12 protein-coding genes are annotated in these 14,361 nt (G+C 63.4%); 6 read left to right on the top strand and 6 right to left on the bottom strand.

The genetic code is table 11. From position 1 onward, the window contains the following. The first annotated feature begins 59 nt into the window (after positions 1-59). Together ACWA13_RS05105 and ACWA13_RS05110 are read left to right on the top strand one after the other, a co-directional pair. Entirely contained in the window at positions 60-1,130 is a 1,071-nt protein-coding gene (locus tag ACWA13_RS05105; protein ID WP_463937071.1) for an alkene reductase, read from the top strand. Beyond that, positions 1,090-3,567 carry a Tex family protein gene (locus ACWA13_RS05110; RefSeq protein WP_463937072.1) on the top strand — a complete coding sequence of 826 codons (2,478 nt, stop codon included), beginning with the start codon at positions 1,090-1,092 and terminating at the stop codon, positions 3,565-3,567. The genes ACWA13_RS05105 and ACWA13_RS05110 overlap by 41 nt, the downstream gene beginning before the upstream one ends. A gap of 80 nt (positions 3,568-3,647) precedes the next feature. Here ACWA13_RS05110 and xdhC read toward each other — a convergent pair whose 3' ends face one another. From xdhC to ACWA13_RS05125, 3 genes are read right to left on the bottom strand one after another with little or no spacing between them, the layout of a single operon-like run. Continuing rightward, positions 3,648-4,460 (bottom strand): xanthine dehydrogenase accessory protein XdhC, encoded by an 813-nt coding sequence (xdhC, locus tag ACWA13_RS05115; protein WP_463937073.1) that lies wholly within the window; start codon positions 4,458-4,460, stop codon positions 3,648-3,650. A 1-nt stretch (position 4,461) separates the two neighbouring features. After that, positions 4,462-6,864 (bottom strand): xanthine dehydrogenase molybdopterin binding subunit, encoded by a 2,403-nt coding sequence (xdhB, locus tag ACWA13_RS05120; RefSeq protein WP_463937074.1) that lies wholly within the window; start codon positions 6,862-6,864, stop codon positions 4,462-4,464. Further along, the gene (locus tag ACWA13_RS05125; protein WP_463937075.1) at positions 6,861-8,372 is read right to left on the bottom strand and encodes a xanthine dehydrogenase small subunit; all 1,512 of its coding nucleotides are present in this window, start codon (positions 8,370-8,372) and stop codon (positions 6,861-6,863) included. Before ACWA13_RS05125 ends, xdhB begins: the two co-directional genes overlap by 4 nt. A gap of 218 nt (positions 8,373-8,590) precedes the next feature. Here ACWA13_RS05125 and ACWA13_RS05130 point away from each other — a divergent pair, with 218 nt between their 5' ends. Both ACWA13_RS05130 and ACWA13_RS05135 read left to right on the top strand, forming a co-directional pair. Then, complete coding sequence (locus tag ACWA13_RS05130; protein ID WP_463937076.1) at positions 8,591-9,148, top strand: NUDIX hydrolase; 558 nt, start codon at positions 8,591-8,593, stop codon at positions 9,146-9,148. 13 nt (positions 9,149-9,161) lie between these two features. After that, positions 9,162-9,521, top strand: coding sequence for a hypothetical protein (locus ACWA13_RS05135; protein WP_463937077.1), 360 nt, complete (start codon positions 9,162-9,164; stop codon positions 9,519-9,521). Between the two features lie 15 nt (positions 9,522-9,536). On the opposite strand, the gene ACWA13_RS05140 is transcribed toward ACWA13_RS05135, so the two are convergent. Then, on the bottom strand, positions 9,537-10,397 hold the full coding sequence (locus ACWA13_RS05140; RefSeq protein WP_463937078.1) for an SDR family oxidoreductase: 861 nt from the start codon (positions 10,395-10,397) through the stop codon (positions 9,537-9,539). A gap of 20 nt (positions 10,398-10,417) precedes the next feature. Then, the gene (locus tag ACWA13_RS05145; protein ID WP_463937079.1) at positions 10,418-11,326 is read right to left on the bottom strand and encodes an MSMEG_6728 family protein; all 909 of its coding nucleotides are present in this window, start codon (positions 11,324-11,326) and stop codon (positions 10,418-10,420) included. 219 nt (positions 11,327-11,545) lie between these two features. On the opposite strand from ACWA13_RS05145, the gene ACWA13_RS05150 reads away from it, so the two are divergent. Continuing rightward, positions 11,546-12,085: a hypothetical protein gene (locus ACWA13_RS05150; RefSeq protein WP_463937839.1), complete on the top strand. Its 540-nt coding sequence runs from the start codon at positions 11,546-11,548 to the stop codon at positions 12,083-12,085. A 103-nt stretch (positions 12,086-12,188) separates the two neighbouring features. Here ACWA13_RS05150 and ACWA13_RS05155 read toward each other — a convergent pair whose 3' ends face one another. Then, positions 12,189-12,863 (bottom strand): transglycosylase family protein, encoded by a 675-nt coding sequence (locus ACWA13_RS05155; RefSeq protein ID WP_463937080.1) that lies wholly within the window; start codon positions 12,861-12,863, stop codon positions 12,189-12,191. Positions 12,864-13,129: 266 nt separating this feature from the next. Between ACWA13_RS05155 and ACWA13_RS05160 the strand changes: the two genes are divergently transcribed. Beyond that, positions 13,130-14,131 carry an adenosine deaminase gene (locus ACWA13_RS05160; protein WP_463937081.1) on the top strand — a complete coding sequence of 334 codons (1,002 nt, stop codon included), beginning with the start codon at positions 13,130-13,132 and terminating at the stop codon, positions 14,129-14,131. The last annotated feature ends 230 nt before the right edge of the window (positions 14,132-14,361 follow it).

Below are 14,361 nucleotides of genomic sequence, written 5' to 3' on the forward strand. Positions count from 1 at the left end.
GCCGTGGCTCGGGGAGGTTGGTTAGAGCAGTACCACGTCGTCTTTGAAAGGACCCGCGCATGCTGTTTTCCCCGTTGACCCTTGGTGAACTCGAACTGCCCAACCGCCTGGTGATGGCACCACTCACCCGGACCCGTTCCGGGGACAGCGGTGTTCCCGGTCCCATGGTGGCTGAGCATTACCGGCAGCGTGCCTCCCTGGGCCTGATCGTCAGCGAAGGCACCTACCCTACGCATGCCGGCCAGGCCTTCATTGGCCAGCCCGGCCTGGTCACCGAGGAGCAAATCGCCGGCTGGAAAGCCGTGACGGACGCCGTACACGCAGAGGGTGGCCGCATCTTTGCCCAGGTGATGCATGGCGGGCGGGTCTCGCACCCGGACATTGCTGGCGGAAACACCATTGTGGCGCCAAGCGCCATTGCCATCGAGGGCCTTATTCGGACTCCCACGGGCAAGCAGCCGTTTCCTGTACCGCACGCACTCACCATCGACGAGCTTTCTGTCGTCATGCAGGAGTTCGTCACAGCGTCCCGCAACGCCATTGAGGCAGGCTTCGACGGCGTCGAACTGCACGGCGCCAACGGCTACCTGCTCCACGAATTCCTGGCCCCCAGCTCCAACGTGCGCACCGACAGCTATGGCGGATCCCCGGAAAACCGTGCCCGCTTTGTCATCGAGACCGTCAACGCCGTGGTGGCTGCAATCGGTGCGAACAGGGTTGGTATCCGCATCTCGCCGGAACACAACATCCAGGGCGCTATAGAAGACAACGCCGATGATGTCCGCGCCACCTACGAGGTATTGGTGGAGAGCATCGCTCCGCTGAACCTCGCCTACCTCAGCGTCCTGCACGCCGAACCTGCCGGGGCGCTTGTGCAGAATCTGCGCAGCCGCTTCAACGGCACCTTTCTGGTCAACTCCGGCTTCGGCGTCGTGACTACCCGGGACGAAGCAGCGGCGCTGGTGGAAGAAGGCCACGCCGATGCTGTAGTGGTGGGCCGTCCCGCCATCGCCAACCCGGATCTGGCGCGCCGCTGGAGGGAAGGGCTGCCGCTGAACGAGGCCGATCCGAGCACCTTCTACACAACGGATGCTAAGGGCTACACGGACTACCCTTTCCTGGCCAACTAGGCCCGGCAGCCAAGTAGGGCAAAATGTTCTGGTGACTCAACTCCCGAACAGCTCGTCCGATGCCGCCATCCACCAGCAGATCGCCGCCGAACTTGGCGTGAAGGCATGGCAGGTGAAGGCGGCGGTGGAACTGCTCGACGGCGGATCCACCGTTCCCTTCATCGCCAGGTATCGCAAAGAAGTTACGGGAACCCTGGACGACACCCAGCTCCGGGAGCTGGACGAACGGCTCCGCTACCTCCGGGAACTGGAGGACCGCCGTCGCACCGTCCTCGAGGCGATTTCCGCGCAGGGGCAATTGACGCCGGAACTGCAGGCCGCCGTCGTGGCAGCCGATACCAAGTCCCGCCTGGAAGACATCTACCTGCCGTTCAAGTCCAAGCGGCGGACCAAGGCGCAGATTGCCCGTGAGGCCGGGCTGGAACCGTTGGCGGAGGCTCTGTTGGGCAGGCCTGAGCTTGATCCCGAGCGCGAGGCCGCCAAATACCTGAACGCAGAACACGCCATCGACGACGCCGCGGCGGCGCTCGCCGGTGCCCGGTCCATCCTGGTGGAACGGGTGGCCCAGGATCCCGAGCTCGCGGAGCCGTTGCGCGAGCGGCTCTGGACGCAGGGCCGGCTGCTGTCCAAGGTGAAGAAGGGCAAAGAGGCGGACGGCCAAAAGTTTGCCGACTACTTTGAGTTTGCCCAGGCGCCGTCCGGAATGCCATCGCACCGCGTCCTGGCGTTGCTCCGGGGGGAGAAGGACGGTGTCCTGGAGCTGGACCTCGCGGAGGCAGACCCGGCCGACGCCGATGCTTTCGCAGCTGCCCGCGCCCGCTTCGAATCCGCTGTGGCCCGCCGGCTGGGAGTAGCGGACCGTGGCCGCCCGGCAGATGGCTGGCTGCTGCAGACCGCGCAGCTGGCGTGGCGCTCGCGGCTGCTGGCGCGGCTCACGGCCGATCTTCGGAGCAGGATGTTCGCGGCCGCGGAGGACGAGGCTGTCCGGGTTTTCGCGGCGAACCTGCGCGACGTCCTGCTGGCCGCACCCGCCGGAAACCGAGCCACCCTGGGCCTTGACCCGGGGCTGAGGACGGGCGTGAAGGTGGCCGTTGTGGACGGCACGGGTAAGGTGCTGGCCACCGACACCGTGTACCCGCACGCCCCGGCACGGAAATGGGACGAGGCGCTGGCCACTCTGGAGCGCCTGGCTCAGCAGCACAAGGTGGAGCTGGTGGCGATCGGCAACGGCACGGCGTCCCGGGAAACGGACAAGCTGGCTGCCGAACTAATCAAGCGGCTGCCCGCTGCAGAGCAGAAGCCGCAGAAGCTGGTGGTGTCTGAGGCCGGAGCATCCGTGTATTCGGCGTCGGCTTTGGCTTCCGCTGAGCTGCCGGGCATGGACGTGTCACTGCGCGGCGCCGTATCGATTGCCCGGCGCCTGCAGGACCCGCTGGCGGAATTGGTCAAGATCGATCCCAAGTCCATTGGCGTGGGGCAGTATCAGCACGATGTCACGGCCGCGAAGCTGGACCGTTCGTTGGATGCCGTAGTGGAGGACTGTGTGAATGCCGTGGGCGTGGACGTCAACACGGCCTCGCCCGCACTCCTGAGCCGGGTGGCCGGCGTCGGGCCGTTGCTGAGCGAAAACATTGTGGCCTACCGGAATGAGCACGGCCCGTTTGCCAAGCGCAGCGAGCTGAAGAAGGTGCCGCGGCTGGGAGCGAAGGCGTTCGAGCAGTGCGCGGGCTTCCTCCGGATTACCGGGGGCGCTGAGGCTTTGGACGCGTCCAGCGTGCACCCGGAAGCGTACGGAGTTGCGCGCAAGATTCTGACGGCGGCCCGTGGCGTGGCACCGACGTCCCTGGATCCTCAGCAGTTCGTTGAGGGAACCTTCGGCGTGCCCACGGTCCGGGACATCATGGCTGAGTTGGAGAAGCCCGGAAGGGATCCACGGCCGGCGTTCGCTGCGGCTACCTTCGCAGAGGGTATCGAAAAGATTTCGGACCTGCAGCCCGGCATGGTGCTGGAGGGAACGGTCACCAACGTTGCCGCCTTTGGGGCTTTTGTGGATGTGGGCGTGCACCAGGACGGGCTGGTTCACGTCTCCGCGCTGGCCAACCGCTTTGTGTCCGATCCCCGTGAAGTGGTGAAATCCGGCCAGGTGGTGCGGGTCAAGGTCCTCGAGGCGGATCCCGAACGCAAGCGCATCTCCCTGACCTTGAGGCTCGATGACGAACCGGGTGTCAGTGCCGGCCGCGCGGGTTCCGGTCAGCCGGCTTCCTCCGCCAGGCGGGAGCGACCCCGCCAGGCACAGAACCCGGGCAGCAAGAAGCCCACCGACAATCAGCGAAACCCCGCCAAAACACCGCGCGGCGATGCACGCAAGGCGCCGGCGGGCAGCGAGGCCAACACCGCAATGGCAGAGGCGTTGCGCAGGGCAGGCCTCGGAAAGTAGGGAACGGATGCGGTTCCGGCACGACCCGACGAGCATCCTCCTGCGTCGTTCGGGCCTCGATCAGGGGAGTCGGCTGGCGCTCATCCAGAATTGGATATTTCCGTGGTTAGCTGCTGAAGTAGGCTCCCGGCGGCGCTGATAGCGATGACCGCGGGGTTTTTGCCGCTAATACCAGGAAGCCCAATCGGGCACCTGATGGTGTCGATCCGGGCATTGTCATGTCCTTCGGCCTGCAGTTTCTGGCGAAATCTGGACCATTTCGCTCGAGACCCGATCAAGGCGATCGATGTGAGGTTGCCCCGGCGCAGAGCGGCGTCGCAGAGCAGGAAGTCCTCGGCGTGGTCGTGGGTCATGATGAACACATGCGATCCTGCCGGCAGTGTTGCGAGAGTGGAATCCGGAACAGCAGTGTGCAGCAGGTGGACGTCGGCCGTCCCCTCCATGACGTGAGCGAGCTGCGCGGGGTCAAGTTGTTCGGATCTGCTGTCCACGAGGAGCAGGCGAATTGGCAGCCGGGAAAGGATCCTGGCCAGCTCGTGTCCCACGTGTCCGGCTCCAAAGATGGCGACGGTGGGACGCGAAAGAATAGGCTCGAGGAGGACGCTGGCGACGCCTCCGCAGCACTGCCGCCCGTGTTGAGTGACTGCATGTTCGTTGAGCGGGAAGGTTAAGCTTTCAGGGGCGGTAGTGCCTGCCAGGAGCATCGCCCGTGCCCGGTCTATCACCGTTGCCTCGAGGTTCCCTCCGCCGATGCTGCCCCAGGATGCTTCGGCGCTGACGACCATCTTCGCTCCGGCGTCCCGCGGGGCATGGCCTCTTACCTCGGTGACCGTTGCCAAAACCCCTGGTGAGCCTTCCGAACGTAGACTTTGAAGCGCCCGCAGCCAGTCCATGTCAGTGTGCGGAGGTTGGAACCCGCGGGGCCGCGGTTCCATCCGCTATGAGTGCGGAACCGGAAGAGGCCGTGACAGTCTCACGGGCTGCCTGGATCGCCCAAAAAACCGCCTCGGGGGTTGCGGGGCTGTCCAGTTCGACGGGCCGATCGCCGGAACCGAACGTGGCCACAGCCTGCCGGAGCGCCTCGCGGACACTGAAAGCGAGCATAAGGGGCGGTTCGCCGACAGCTTTGGAACCATAGACCACACCGCTCTCAGTGGCCTGCTCGAAGAGGTGGACATTAAACTCCTCGGGCATCTCAGAGAAGCTCGGCAATTTATAGGTGCTGGCTGACTGTGTCGCCAGCCTTCCCCGGTGTTCTCCGTCGGACTCGTCCCAGCGCAGTTGTTCGAGGGTCAGCCAGCCGGCACCTTGGACGAAGCCGCCCTCGACCTGCCCAAGGTCGATGAGCGGGGAAAGGCTATCGCCTACATCGTGAACGATGTCCGTCCGCAACTGGCGGTAAGCGCCGGTGAAGGAGTCCACTTCAACTTCGGATACGGCAGCCCCGAAGGAGAAATACTTGAACGGTTCGCCCTGCATGCGGGCGCTGTCCCAGTGCAGGCCCTCCGTGCGGTAGTAGCCGGCAGCCCATAACGGGACGCGCTGGAAGTAGGCATCGTGGACCAGTTCAGCGAAAGTAATGTCCCTGTCGTGGAAGCCGATCCCGGTCACCTTACCGTTCACGAACCTGACATCATCGGGGTGAATATTCAGTTTGCGGGCCGCCACCTGCGCTAAGTTCTCGCTTATTTGCTCGCATGCGTTCTTGACCGCACCGCCGTTCAGGTCGGCGCCCGAACTCGCCGCCGTCGCTGAGGTGTTTGGTACTTTATCCGTACGCGTCGGAGCCAGACGCACGACATCCAATGGCACCCCTAGGGCCGTGGCGGCCACCTGGCGCATCTTGGTGTGCAGACCCTGGCCCATTTCTGTGCCGCCGTGATTGATCAGGACGGAACCGTCCTTGTAGACATGGACGAGGGCGCCGGCTTGGTTGAATGCCGTGAGGTTGAATGAGATGCCAAACTTCACCGGAGTGATAGCGATGCCGCGGCGGGTATGTGGGTGCGAGGCGTTGAAAAGGTGATCCTGTTCCTGTCGTCGACTGAAGTCGGCACGTTCGAGCAACGTCTCCCAGATAGAGTGCAGCCGCTCGGCATGTCGGACTGGCTGGCCGTAGGGTGTGCTTTGACCCGGAAGGTAGAGGTTGCGGCGTCGTAGTTCGGCAGGATCCAGGCCTAACAGCGGTGCGCATCTTCCGAGCAGGTCCTCGATGACCAGCATCCCCTGCGGGCCGCCAAACCCACGGAAAGCCGTCTGCGATGTCTTATTTGTCTTCGCTATCCGGCCCTCGACGTGCACGTTCGGGATCCAGTATGAATTGTCGATGTGGCAGAGCGCACGTGCGAGTACCGGTTCGGAAAGGTCCAGACTCCACCCGCCATCGCTGGTAAGCGTCGCTTTCAGGGCCTGAATATGACCGTCCTGGTCAAATCCTGCCTCCCAGCGGGCGTGGAAGGGGTGGCGTTTGCCTGACAACGTGATGTCCTGGGTGCGGTTGAGTCGAAGGCGAACGGGCCGGCCGGTGAGAGTCGCGCCGAGGGCGGCGATGGCAGCGAAACCATGCGGTTGCATCTCCTTTCCGCCGAAAGCACCTCCCATGCGGAGGCATTGGACAGTGACGTCGTTGCTGTTCAGGCCAAGGACATGGGCCACGATCTCCTGCGTTTCGGAGGGGTGCTGGGTGCTGCTGTGGACGAACACCTGCCCGCCCTCATCGACATAGACGAACGAGGCATGGGTCTCCAGGTAAAAGTGTTCCTGCCCGCCGAATTCGATCTCCCCGCTGAACCGGTGGACAGCGGCCTGCAGGGCAGAGTCCGCGTCACCTCTGCTGACCGTTGGGTGGTGGCCCTGGAAGCTCTCCGCCCTGATGGCCTCCGTGAGCGTCAGAAGCGATGGCATCGGATCATAATCGACCTCAACTGCCTCGGCTCCCAACCGTGCGGCCTCGAGCGTCTCTCCCAGCACCCAGCAGACGGCATGGCCGTAAAACATGACCTCAGTAGGAAATAGCGGCTCGTCGTGCTTGATGCCTGCGTCATTAATGCCCGGCACGTCCGCTGCCGTCAACACCCTTACCACCCCTGGAATCTCCAGGGCGCGCTGGGTTCTCAGGGATGTTACGAGTGCGTGGGCATGTGGAGCCTGGACCGGCCAGGCGTGGAGCACGTTCTGGCTGCGAACGATGAGATCGTCTGTGTAGAGCGCAGTTCCTGTCACGTGCAACGTAGAGCTCTCGTGTGAGACGGGCAGCCCGACAACGGGATTGACGGGGCGATCAGCCAAGGATTTCATCGGGTTACCTCCATAACCCCGGCGGGGGATGTTTCTGCGTAAAACTTCAGGACTGCCTGTTCGAGCATTGCCGAACGATACCTGGCGCTGGCCCTCAAGTCGTCGATGGGAGTGCCTTCAGTGGACATGATGGACGCAGCTGCCTGGGCCACGTCAGGCGTCCATGGTTGACCCTCCAAGGCCTGCTCGGTTCGCGAGGCACGGATCGGGGTGGCGGCCACTCCGCCGAGACCGATCCGTATGGAGGAGATTTTGCCTCCGTCCAGCTGCATGGCGAAGGCTATGGCGGCGCTTGAGATGTCATCGAAACGCCGCTTGGCGATCTTGTAGAAGGCGGTGCTGTTCGACAGGGGCAGCGGGATGCGCACTGCGCGGAGCAGCTCGTCAGGTTCCTTGACGCTGCGGCGGTACCCGGTGAAGTAGGAGGCAAGAGGGATTTCGCGCTCCCCGCCGGCCGAGGTCAGCACGACAGACGCGTTGAGGGCAAGCAGCGCCGGAGCTGAGTCACCGATGGGTGACCCTGTGGCGAGGTTGCCGCCGAAGGTTGCCGCGTTGCGGATCAGTCGGGAGGCAAACTGGGGGAAGAGCTGGGTCAATAGGGGGATCCGTCCGGCGAGTCCGCGTTCGACTTCAGTGAGCGTCAGAGCAGAGCCGATCTCTATCCGGTCGGTCTTGACTTCGAGGACCCGCAGCGGCTCCAGCCGGTCAATGGCCAAGGTCAGCTGAGGCCGGGTGTGCCGGAGATTTACCTCCACCCCAAGGTCGGTGGAACCCGCTACCAGCTTGGCCGCCGGATTCTGCTGGAGAAGTTCTAAGAGTTCCTCCATGGTCTGTGGCCTGATAAAGCGTGCACCACCAGCGGCCGTACGGGTTGATCGAGCGGCGGGGGCCGCCTGGTCCTGCCGGAGCAACAAGGGGTCGGTCTCGGCAGGGGTATCGAGTGAGTACGCCGCATCCCGGATAGGCCGGTAGCCCGTGCACCGGCAGAGGTTTCCGCTCAGGGCATGCAAATCAAAACCATTCGGGCCGCATTCGTGATCGGTCGCGTGCTCCTCCGCCACCACCCCGGCCCCGCTTCGCACCGAATCACCGGAGGTGGAAGCGGTCCGCTCAGGACGGTAGTACTCAGCGGCCATGGAACAGACGAAACCTGGAGTGCAATAGCCGCATTGGGAGCCGCCGCGATCGGCCATTTCCCGTTGGACAGGGTGTAGGTCTTCAACAGCAACAGGTCCCTGTGCTGTGCCCAGACCCTCTGCGGTAATAATTTCCTGGCCATCGAACGCCAAGACGGGAGGGAGGCAGGCATTCACTGATGTCCACCGGCTCCGTTCGGGCCCGTCCGGACGCGCGACCATCACGGCGCAGGCGCCGCACTCGCCTTCCGCGCAGCCTTCTTTGGCTCCGGTTAAACCCTCTGCTCTCAGCCAGTCAAGCAGCCGGGTATGCGGGTTCTCGCCGTCATATTCGTGCAGGCCGCCGTTAACTGTAATTCGGATAGGGTCCATGTCCGGGTCTCCTCAGTGCCCCTGCGAGGGACAACACCTAATAGTTGATTGCCTACCTTGCACGCCACTTCGGTGCTGGAAGGATTGATCCAGCGGCGGAGTGATGTGATGCACACCATATTGCTGTCCTTTGGTGCAGTTTATACCCGCTCGATGGAAAAGCAATTCCATAATCCGGAACGTATTGTCCGGTCGACTTCGTGTTGCAAACTAGCAGGATGCCTCTGAACAATCTGCTGACTAGCCTTGGCGCACTTCCTGAATCAGGACCACGGGACGCGTATTTGCGGTTCCTGAATGAAGCAGGGGACGCCGCGTTGCGTCGGAATGGCGGTCCGGAGCATGTCACGGGGTCCTGTTTCGTGTTTTCGCCTGAATTCGATCAGGTTCTCTTGTGTTTCCATCGCAAGGGGCAGTTCTGGGTGCAGTTCGGCGGGCATATAGAGCCGCAGGATGCCACGGTGGCGGAAGCCGCGCAGAGGGAGGCTCGTGAGGAGTCCGGAATTGGCGGGCTTGTCCTGCTTTCTCCCGCGGTCGTGGATCTTGACCGGCACGATCTGCATGGGGGATTCTCATGCTCCGTCCATTGGGATGTGGGGTTCGCTGCGGCTATCGCGCCAGATGTCGAAATCTCCGTCAGTGATGAAAGCGAGGACGTTCACTGGTTCCCAATCAACACATTGCCAGCTCAGGTGCCGGTAGGCTTTCGCGCGCGCCTGGAACGAGCCCGGCGCACGGCCATGTCACTGGACTTCACGTCCGCGGAACATCTCTGACAGGGTGGAGGGCATGACGTATTTTCTTGAGTACACAGTGCCAGCATCGGAAGATAACGCCGAGTTTGAGATCCCGCATGATGAGATCAATTCCGGCGTGACCATCCCGCTCACCGAAACCGGCGCGGAGGTCATCCACACCACCGAATTGCCGGCACGGACAGCAATTTTGGGAGCCACCACGGCCGAGGCCAAGATCGAGGCAGAGCAATTGCTGCTTCACAGCCGTGCCACGTCCGGGCTGCTGTACGACGATCCGTCCGCCTCACTCGACGCCGGCGTAGGAAAGCTGGTGGCGAAGTTCAACGAGGGCGAAGGATGGACCGGCGTCGATAGTTCCAGCGGCGAGCCCGCCCGCCTTCCAGCAGACTGACCTGCTGAAGAAATCTTAGGGATGCCGCGTACCTTCGCCGGCCAGGATGCTGCGGTAGCCTTCCCGGAACGTCGGGAAGGCGAGCTCCAGTCCGGTGGACCGCAGCTTCGCGTTGTTGCACCGTTTGTTGCCGCCGCGGGCCTCTGGTCCCGGGCCCGACGGCGGCCTCTCGCGTCCCAGCTCCACGGCCAGGAACCGTAAAACGTCGCCGAGCTCTGCCGGGTCGTTGTCCACGCCGATATAGACGGGCGCGGCAGGGCCGTCCATGGTGCACAGCCGCACTATGGCGGCCGCCGCGTCGTCACGGTGGATGCGGTTGGTGAACCGTGGATCCTCCGGGATGACTGCTTTGCCTGTTGCTACCTGGTCGATCAGCCGGGTGCGGCCCGGACCGTATATCCCGCCCAACCGGAGCGCGATGGCCTCCGCCTGCCTGCCGGACACCCAGTCCTGCAGCAGCGCCTCCGCCTCCAACAAGGTGCGGCCCGAGAATCCGCCGGGTTCCGGCGTCGTGCTTTCATCGATCCAACCGCCGCCCGCGTCGCCGTACACCGCGGTAGAGGAGACGAACAGGATCCGCCGCGGCACCACGCCGTCGCGGTCCAGCGCGGCCAGGACGTTGCGGACGCCGTCCACGTAGGCAGTCCGATAGGCGCTCTCGGTGGGGGAATCAGCAGCAACGGAAATCAGGACGGCGGCAGTCTCCGCCGGGATCCGCGGCAGGCCTGCAGTGCCTAGGTCAGCCGCTGCACCTTCAATAGCGGGTGGAAGTTTGGCAGGGGAGCGTCGCCACCCTGTCACCCGGTGGCCTGCAGCAATGAAACGGAGGGCTGCCTCGGTGCCCAGGTCACCGCAGCCGGCAATCAGAACCTGCATATCCGTCGGTCCCGCTGCGCTCAGGGGGCCGTGACCGGGAAGAAGACCCGCGGATCCTGCAGCCGCGCCGGGTAATCGAAAGCGTCGCGGTCCAGGATGCTGGTGACGGTGAAGTTACGTCCAAAACGGCCGTCTTCAAGGGTGATGGGCCGCCCCTGGACTGTACCCAGCGCATACCTGGTGCCGCCGTCGAGCTCCACTGCGACGTCCGTGTTCCCTGGCAGCGTCCGGAATGCCTCTTCCTGCGCCTGGCGCTTTCGCGTGGGCTTTTTCTCCTTGACCGGCGGCAGCTTCCGCAACTGCTGCGTGGGGCGGCGGGACGATTCCTCAATGTACACGGGGCTGTAGCCGTCCGGCTCAACCTGCTGTGAAACAGCCTTGGCACGGACGGGCGGCAGCGCCACCGTGGTAAGGGTTTCCGGGTTCACTTCCGGGTGCGGGGAGCGCAGAATCCAGAGGACATCACCCTGAGGATCTTCCGGAATGAACTCGTGCTTAGGCTCGGGCCAGATGTAGTCAAGATCGGAGCTGACGTCATCGAATCTGGCGCCGTAGAACTTCGCGTCCTTGCGGAGGAGCCGGGACCGGTGGCTAAGGTGGAAATCCGGATCGCCCAGCCAGTATGGCATGGGAATCTTGGCCGCATAATCCGGGTGGGCCGCCTGCGGGGCGAACTCGGTGATGCTCTGCCGGGTGTTGTCCGGGTGGCCGCGATGGTTCCATTCATCCACCATGGCCAGGCCGTAGAGGGTCAGTGCGGGAACGTGGCCCATCCACATCCGGACGGCGGGGTGCGACTGCCACCCGTACTCCGGAATGACCAGGGCGCGGAGGATCTGCAGCGCCTCAACACGCTGTTTACCCAGCCGGGCAGTGTCCAGGGCGGCGGCACTTTGCCGGAAGTCGGGGTAAGGGAGGAAAGTCTGCATCCTTTCAGTCTGACGGCTGTTCGGCTGTGCGCCAATTCGGCAAGTGTTCACATGTTGGACCTGTGCATACTTTTCCCAGGAGCAGGGACTAGGATGACCGGCAACATTCCAGCCTTCCAGTACCCAGTTTTTTGGAGCCCGGCCATGTCACACAATTCCTCCGCGTTGCAGCCATCCACGCCCGCTCCTGCTGCCGCCAAGCTTCCCCGCTACGGACAGATGCTGCCGCCGGAAGCCAACGGGATCCTGGTCCTGGACGAGTTCGTGCTCGATTCCTCCGCTGCCCGCAGGGAACAGCATGGCTTCCGTTCCACCTTGGCAGCCGCGGCCCTGACCATGCGGCGGATTATCGCCTTGCGGATCGTCATAGCCATTGTTGCCATCGCCAACCTGCCGTTGTTCCTGCTGTCCAGCGGTTGGTGGATCTACGCCGTGTCGCTCGCACTGGTCATCGGCGTTCACGCCGCGGTGTCCCTGCTTAACAGGCATGAGCCGCGGCTACGCCAGAAGAGCCAGCTGCAGCTACATATGCACCGGGAGAGCAGCAGCAATTACCGGCAGGTGCGTGACGCCGTTAAGTACGTGATCGATACCCCTGCCCGGATGAACGAGCACTTGTACCTGGAGCTTCTGGCCGTCAAGCGTGTGGCCTTGAATCTGGCACACGGCACCGTAGCGCTCCTGGACACCACTGACGACTCTGCGTGGAAGGTCCGCATTGTGCGCGAAATTCCTACGATGCGTCCTGTCGCCAATTAGTCCCGCTGCACATCACGTAGCCGCTTAAACCAAACTGGCTCGCAGTAGATGTCAAAACAGATGTTGACGACGTTAACTGCGAGCCAGTTGGGTTTGTGGGGGACTAGGCCGGGAGCTGCAGCACCTGGCCGGCAAACACCAGGTTCGGATCTGCGATGGTGCCTGCGTTGGCATCGGCCAGCAGCTGCCAGCCGCCTTCGATGCCCAGCTTCCCGGCGACGGTGCTGAGGGTGTCGCCGGCCTGCAGCGTGTAGGTTTCTCCGCTCAGGGCAACCTCCGCCACGTGGCGCGCCGCGGTCCCCGCAGCCGGGACCTGGACAGGCGCGGCCTGAATGGGTGCCTGCTGGACGGGCGCGTGCTGGACGGGCGCCTGCTGGACGGGTGCCTGCTGGACCTGCACGGACTGGGTGGTGACGCCGGTGGCGCCGCCGCTCAGGCCAAGCGATGCCGAGCAGGAAGGCCATGCACCCCAGCCCTGACCGGCCAGTACGTTCTCAGCCACCGCGATCTGCTGCTCACGGCTGGCGTCAGCGGCGCTGCCGCTGCCGCCGTAGGCAGCCCATGTGGTGGGGCTGAACTGCAGGCCACCGGAGTAGCCGTTACCGGTGTCAATAGCCCAATTGCCACCGCTTTCACACTGCGCAAGGGCATCCCAGGTAGCTCCGTCTGCGGCGTTGGCAGCGGTTGCGGAAAGTGCAAGACCTGTAACGGAAACCGCTGAGACAGCGGCGACGGTGAGTCCGCGGCGCGCGACAGTACGGAATGAAGTGTTTTTCATGATGTTCAGATGCTCCTGAGGGCCACCAGCGCTCGGCCCGTCCCCGGGCGTTTTCGCGCAACCGCCCACCCTCTGACGTAAATAGAGGTCATTTTGCGGTGGCTGCCGGCGGGCAGTTGCGGTGGTGGCAGCACCGGGCATTCAAGGCGCCCGCCGGTGCGGGCATCCCACTAAAGTAGGCGATGCCGCGGCCGTTATCAAATCGAGATAATTCCTGAACGATTGCTGGGAATTGCCCTGTTGGTTGGAGTGCATAGTCTTAGGGGATGGAAACGAACACGGACCATAGCCAGCCAAGCCTCACCGTTGCTGAACTGCACCTGCACATTGAGGGCACACTGGAGCCGGAACTGATTTTCGAGCTGGCTGAACGCAACGGCATGGAGCTGCCTTACAGGGATCTTGACCAATTGCGTGAGCGCTACGAATTCACGGACCTGCAGTCCTTCTTGGATCTCTACTACGCGAACATGTCCGTCCTGCAGACCGAGCAGGACTTCGCTGACATGACCAGGGCCTATCTCACCCGCGCAGCAGCTGCCGGTGTCCGGCACGCTGAGATCATGATGGATCCACAGGCACACCTGTCCCGTGGTATTTCCCTGGAAACGTGCATCAATGGCGTAGCTTCGGTTCTGGCCCGCTCGGAGGAGGAATTCGGCATCTCCACCTTGCTGATCGCAGCTTTCCTGCGAGATCTCCCGGAAGAATCAGCGCTCGAGGTCCTTGAATCGTTGCTTGCCATGGGCGCACCCATCGGTGCAATCGGCCTTGATTCCGCTGAGGTGGGTAATCCGCCGTCGAAGTTTGTCCGCCTCTATGACCGTGCACGGCAAGCCGGTCTCCGCCTTACCGCCCATGCCGGCGAAGAAGGTCCTGCGTCCTACATCGTGGAGGCACTGGACCTGCTGGGCGTAGATCGGATTGATCACGGCATCCGTTGCATGGAAGACGCTGAACTGGTGGAACGGCTGGTGGATGCCCGCGTCCCGCTAACGGTCTGCCCGCTCTCCAACGTGCGGCTGCGTGCCGTGGACACGCTGGCTGACCATCCGTTGCCGGCCATGCTCGCGGCGGGCTTGAATGTTTCCGTCAACTCGGACGATCCCGCCTACTTTGGCGGTTATGTGGACGACAACTTCACGCAGCTGGACGCGGTTCTGGGACTGTCGGACTTCGACAAGGCCCGGCTGGCCGCGAATTCCATCCACTCCTCCTTCGCATCCGACGAGCGCAAGGCCGAGCTCCTGGCGGAGCTCAACGCCTGACCTCGCCACACCGCTGTCATAAACCCTGCGCTTAGCACTTTCGCGGCATCCCTTTGGGTAAAATCTTGGAATATGCGCGCGCCGGAATACTTCGAGGCAACGCACGGGGTCGAGCCAACGGCCCTTCCGCACACCCGTCCGGAGCGTCCCGACGTTGGCAGCTCGACGTTCACGACACATAAAGTTCATCAATTCGCGCCGCGCGAATTCACGGGCTGCAGGCAAACTGC

The sequence above is a fragment of the Pseudarthrobacter sp. TRD_SC_9 genome (assembly GCF_055361265.1).

Coding starts and splice junctions, on each gene's coding strand:
- ACWA13_RS05105 (WP_463937071.1), top strand. CDS start 60: ATGCTGTTTTCCCCGTTGACCCTTGGTGAACTCGAACTGCCCAACCGC.
- ACWA13_RS05110 (WP_463937072.1), top strand. CDS start 1,090: ATGCTAAGGGCTACACGGACTACCCTTTCCTGGCCAACTAGGCCCGGC.
- xdhC (WP_463937073.1), bottom strand. CDS start 4,460: ATGGACTGGCTGCGGGCGCTTCAAAGTCTACGTTCGGAAGGCTCACCA.
- xdhB (WP_463937074.1), bottom strand. CDS start 6,864: ATGAAATCCTTGGCTGATCGCCCCGTCAATCCCGTTGTCGGGCTGCCC.
- ACWA13_RS05125 (WP_463937075.1), bottom strand. CDS start 8,372: ATGGACCCTATCCGAATTACAGTTAACGGCGGCCTGCACGAATATGAC.
- ACWA13_RS05130 (WP_463937076.1), top strand. CDS start 8,591: ATGCCTCTGAACAATCTGCTGACTAGCCTTGGCGCACTTCCTGAATCA.
- ACWA13_RS05135 (WP_463937077.1), top strand. CDS start 9,162: ATGACGTATTTTCTTGAGTACACAGTGCCAGCATCGGAAGATAACGCC.
- ACWA13_RS05140 (WP_463937078.1), bottom strand. CDS start 10,397: ATGCAGGTTCTGATTGCCGGCTGCGGTGACCTGGGCACCGAGGCAGCC.
- ACWA13_RS05145 (WP_463937079.1), bottom strand. CDS start 11,326: ATGCAGACTTTCCTCCCTTACCCCGACTTCCGGCAAAGTGCCGCCGCC.
- ACWA13_RS05150 (WP_463937839.1), top strand. CDS start 11,546: ATGCTGCCGCCGGAAGCCAACGGGATCCTGGTCCTGGACGAGTTCGTG.
- ACWA13_RS05155 (WP_463937080.1), bottom strand. CDS start 12,863: ATGAAAAACACTTCATTCCGTACTGTCGCGCGCCGCGGACTCACCGTC.
- ACWA13_RS05160 (WP_463937081.1), top strand. CDS start 13,130: ATGGAAACGAACACGGACCATAGCCAGCCAAGCCTCACCGTTGCTGAA.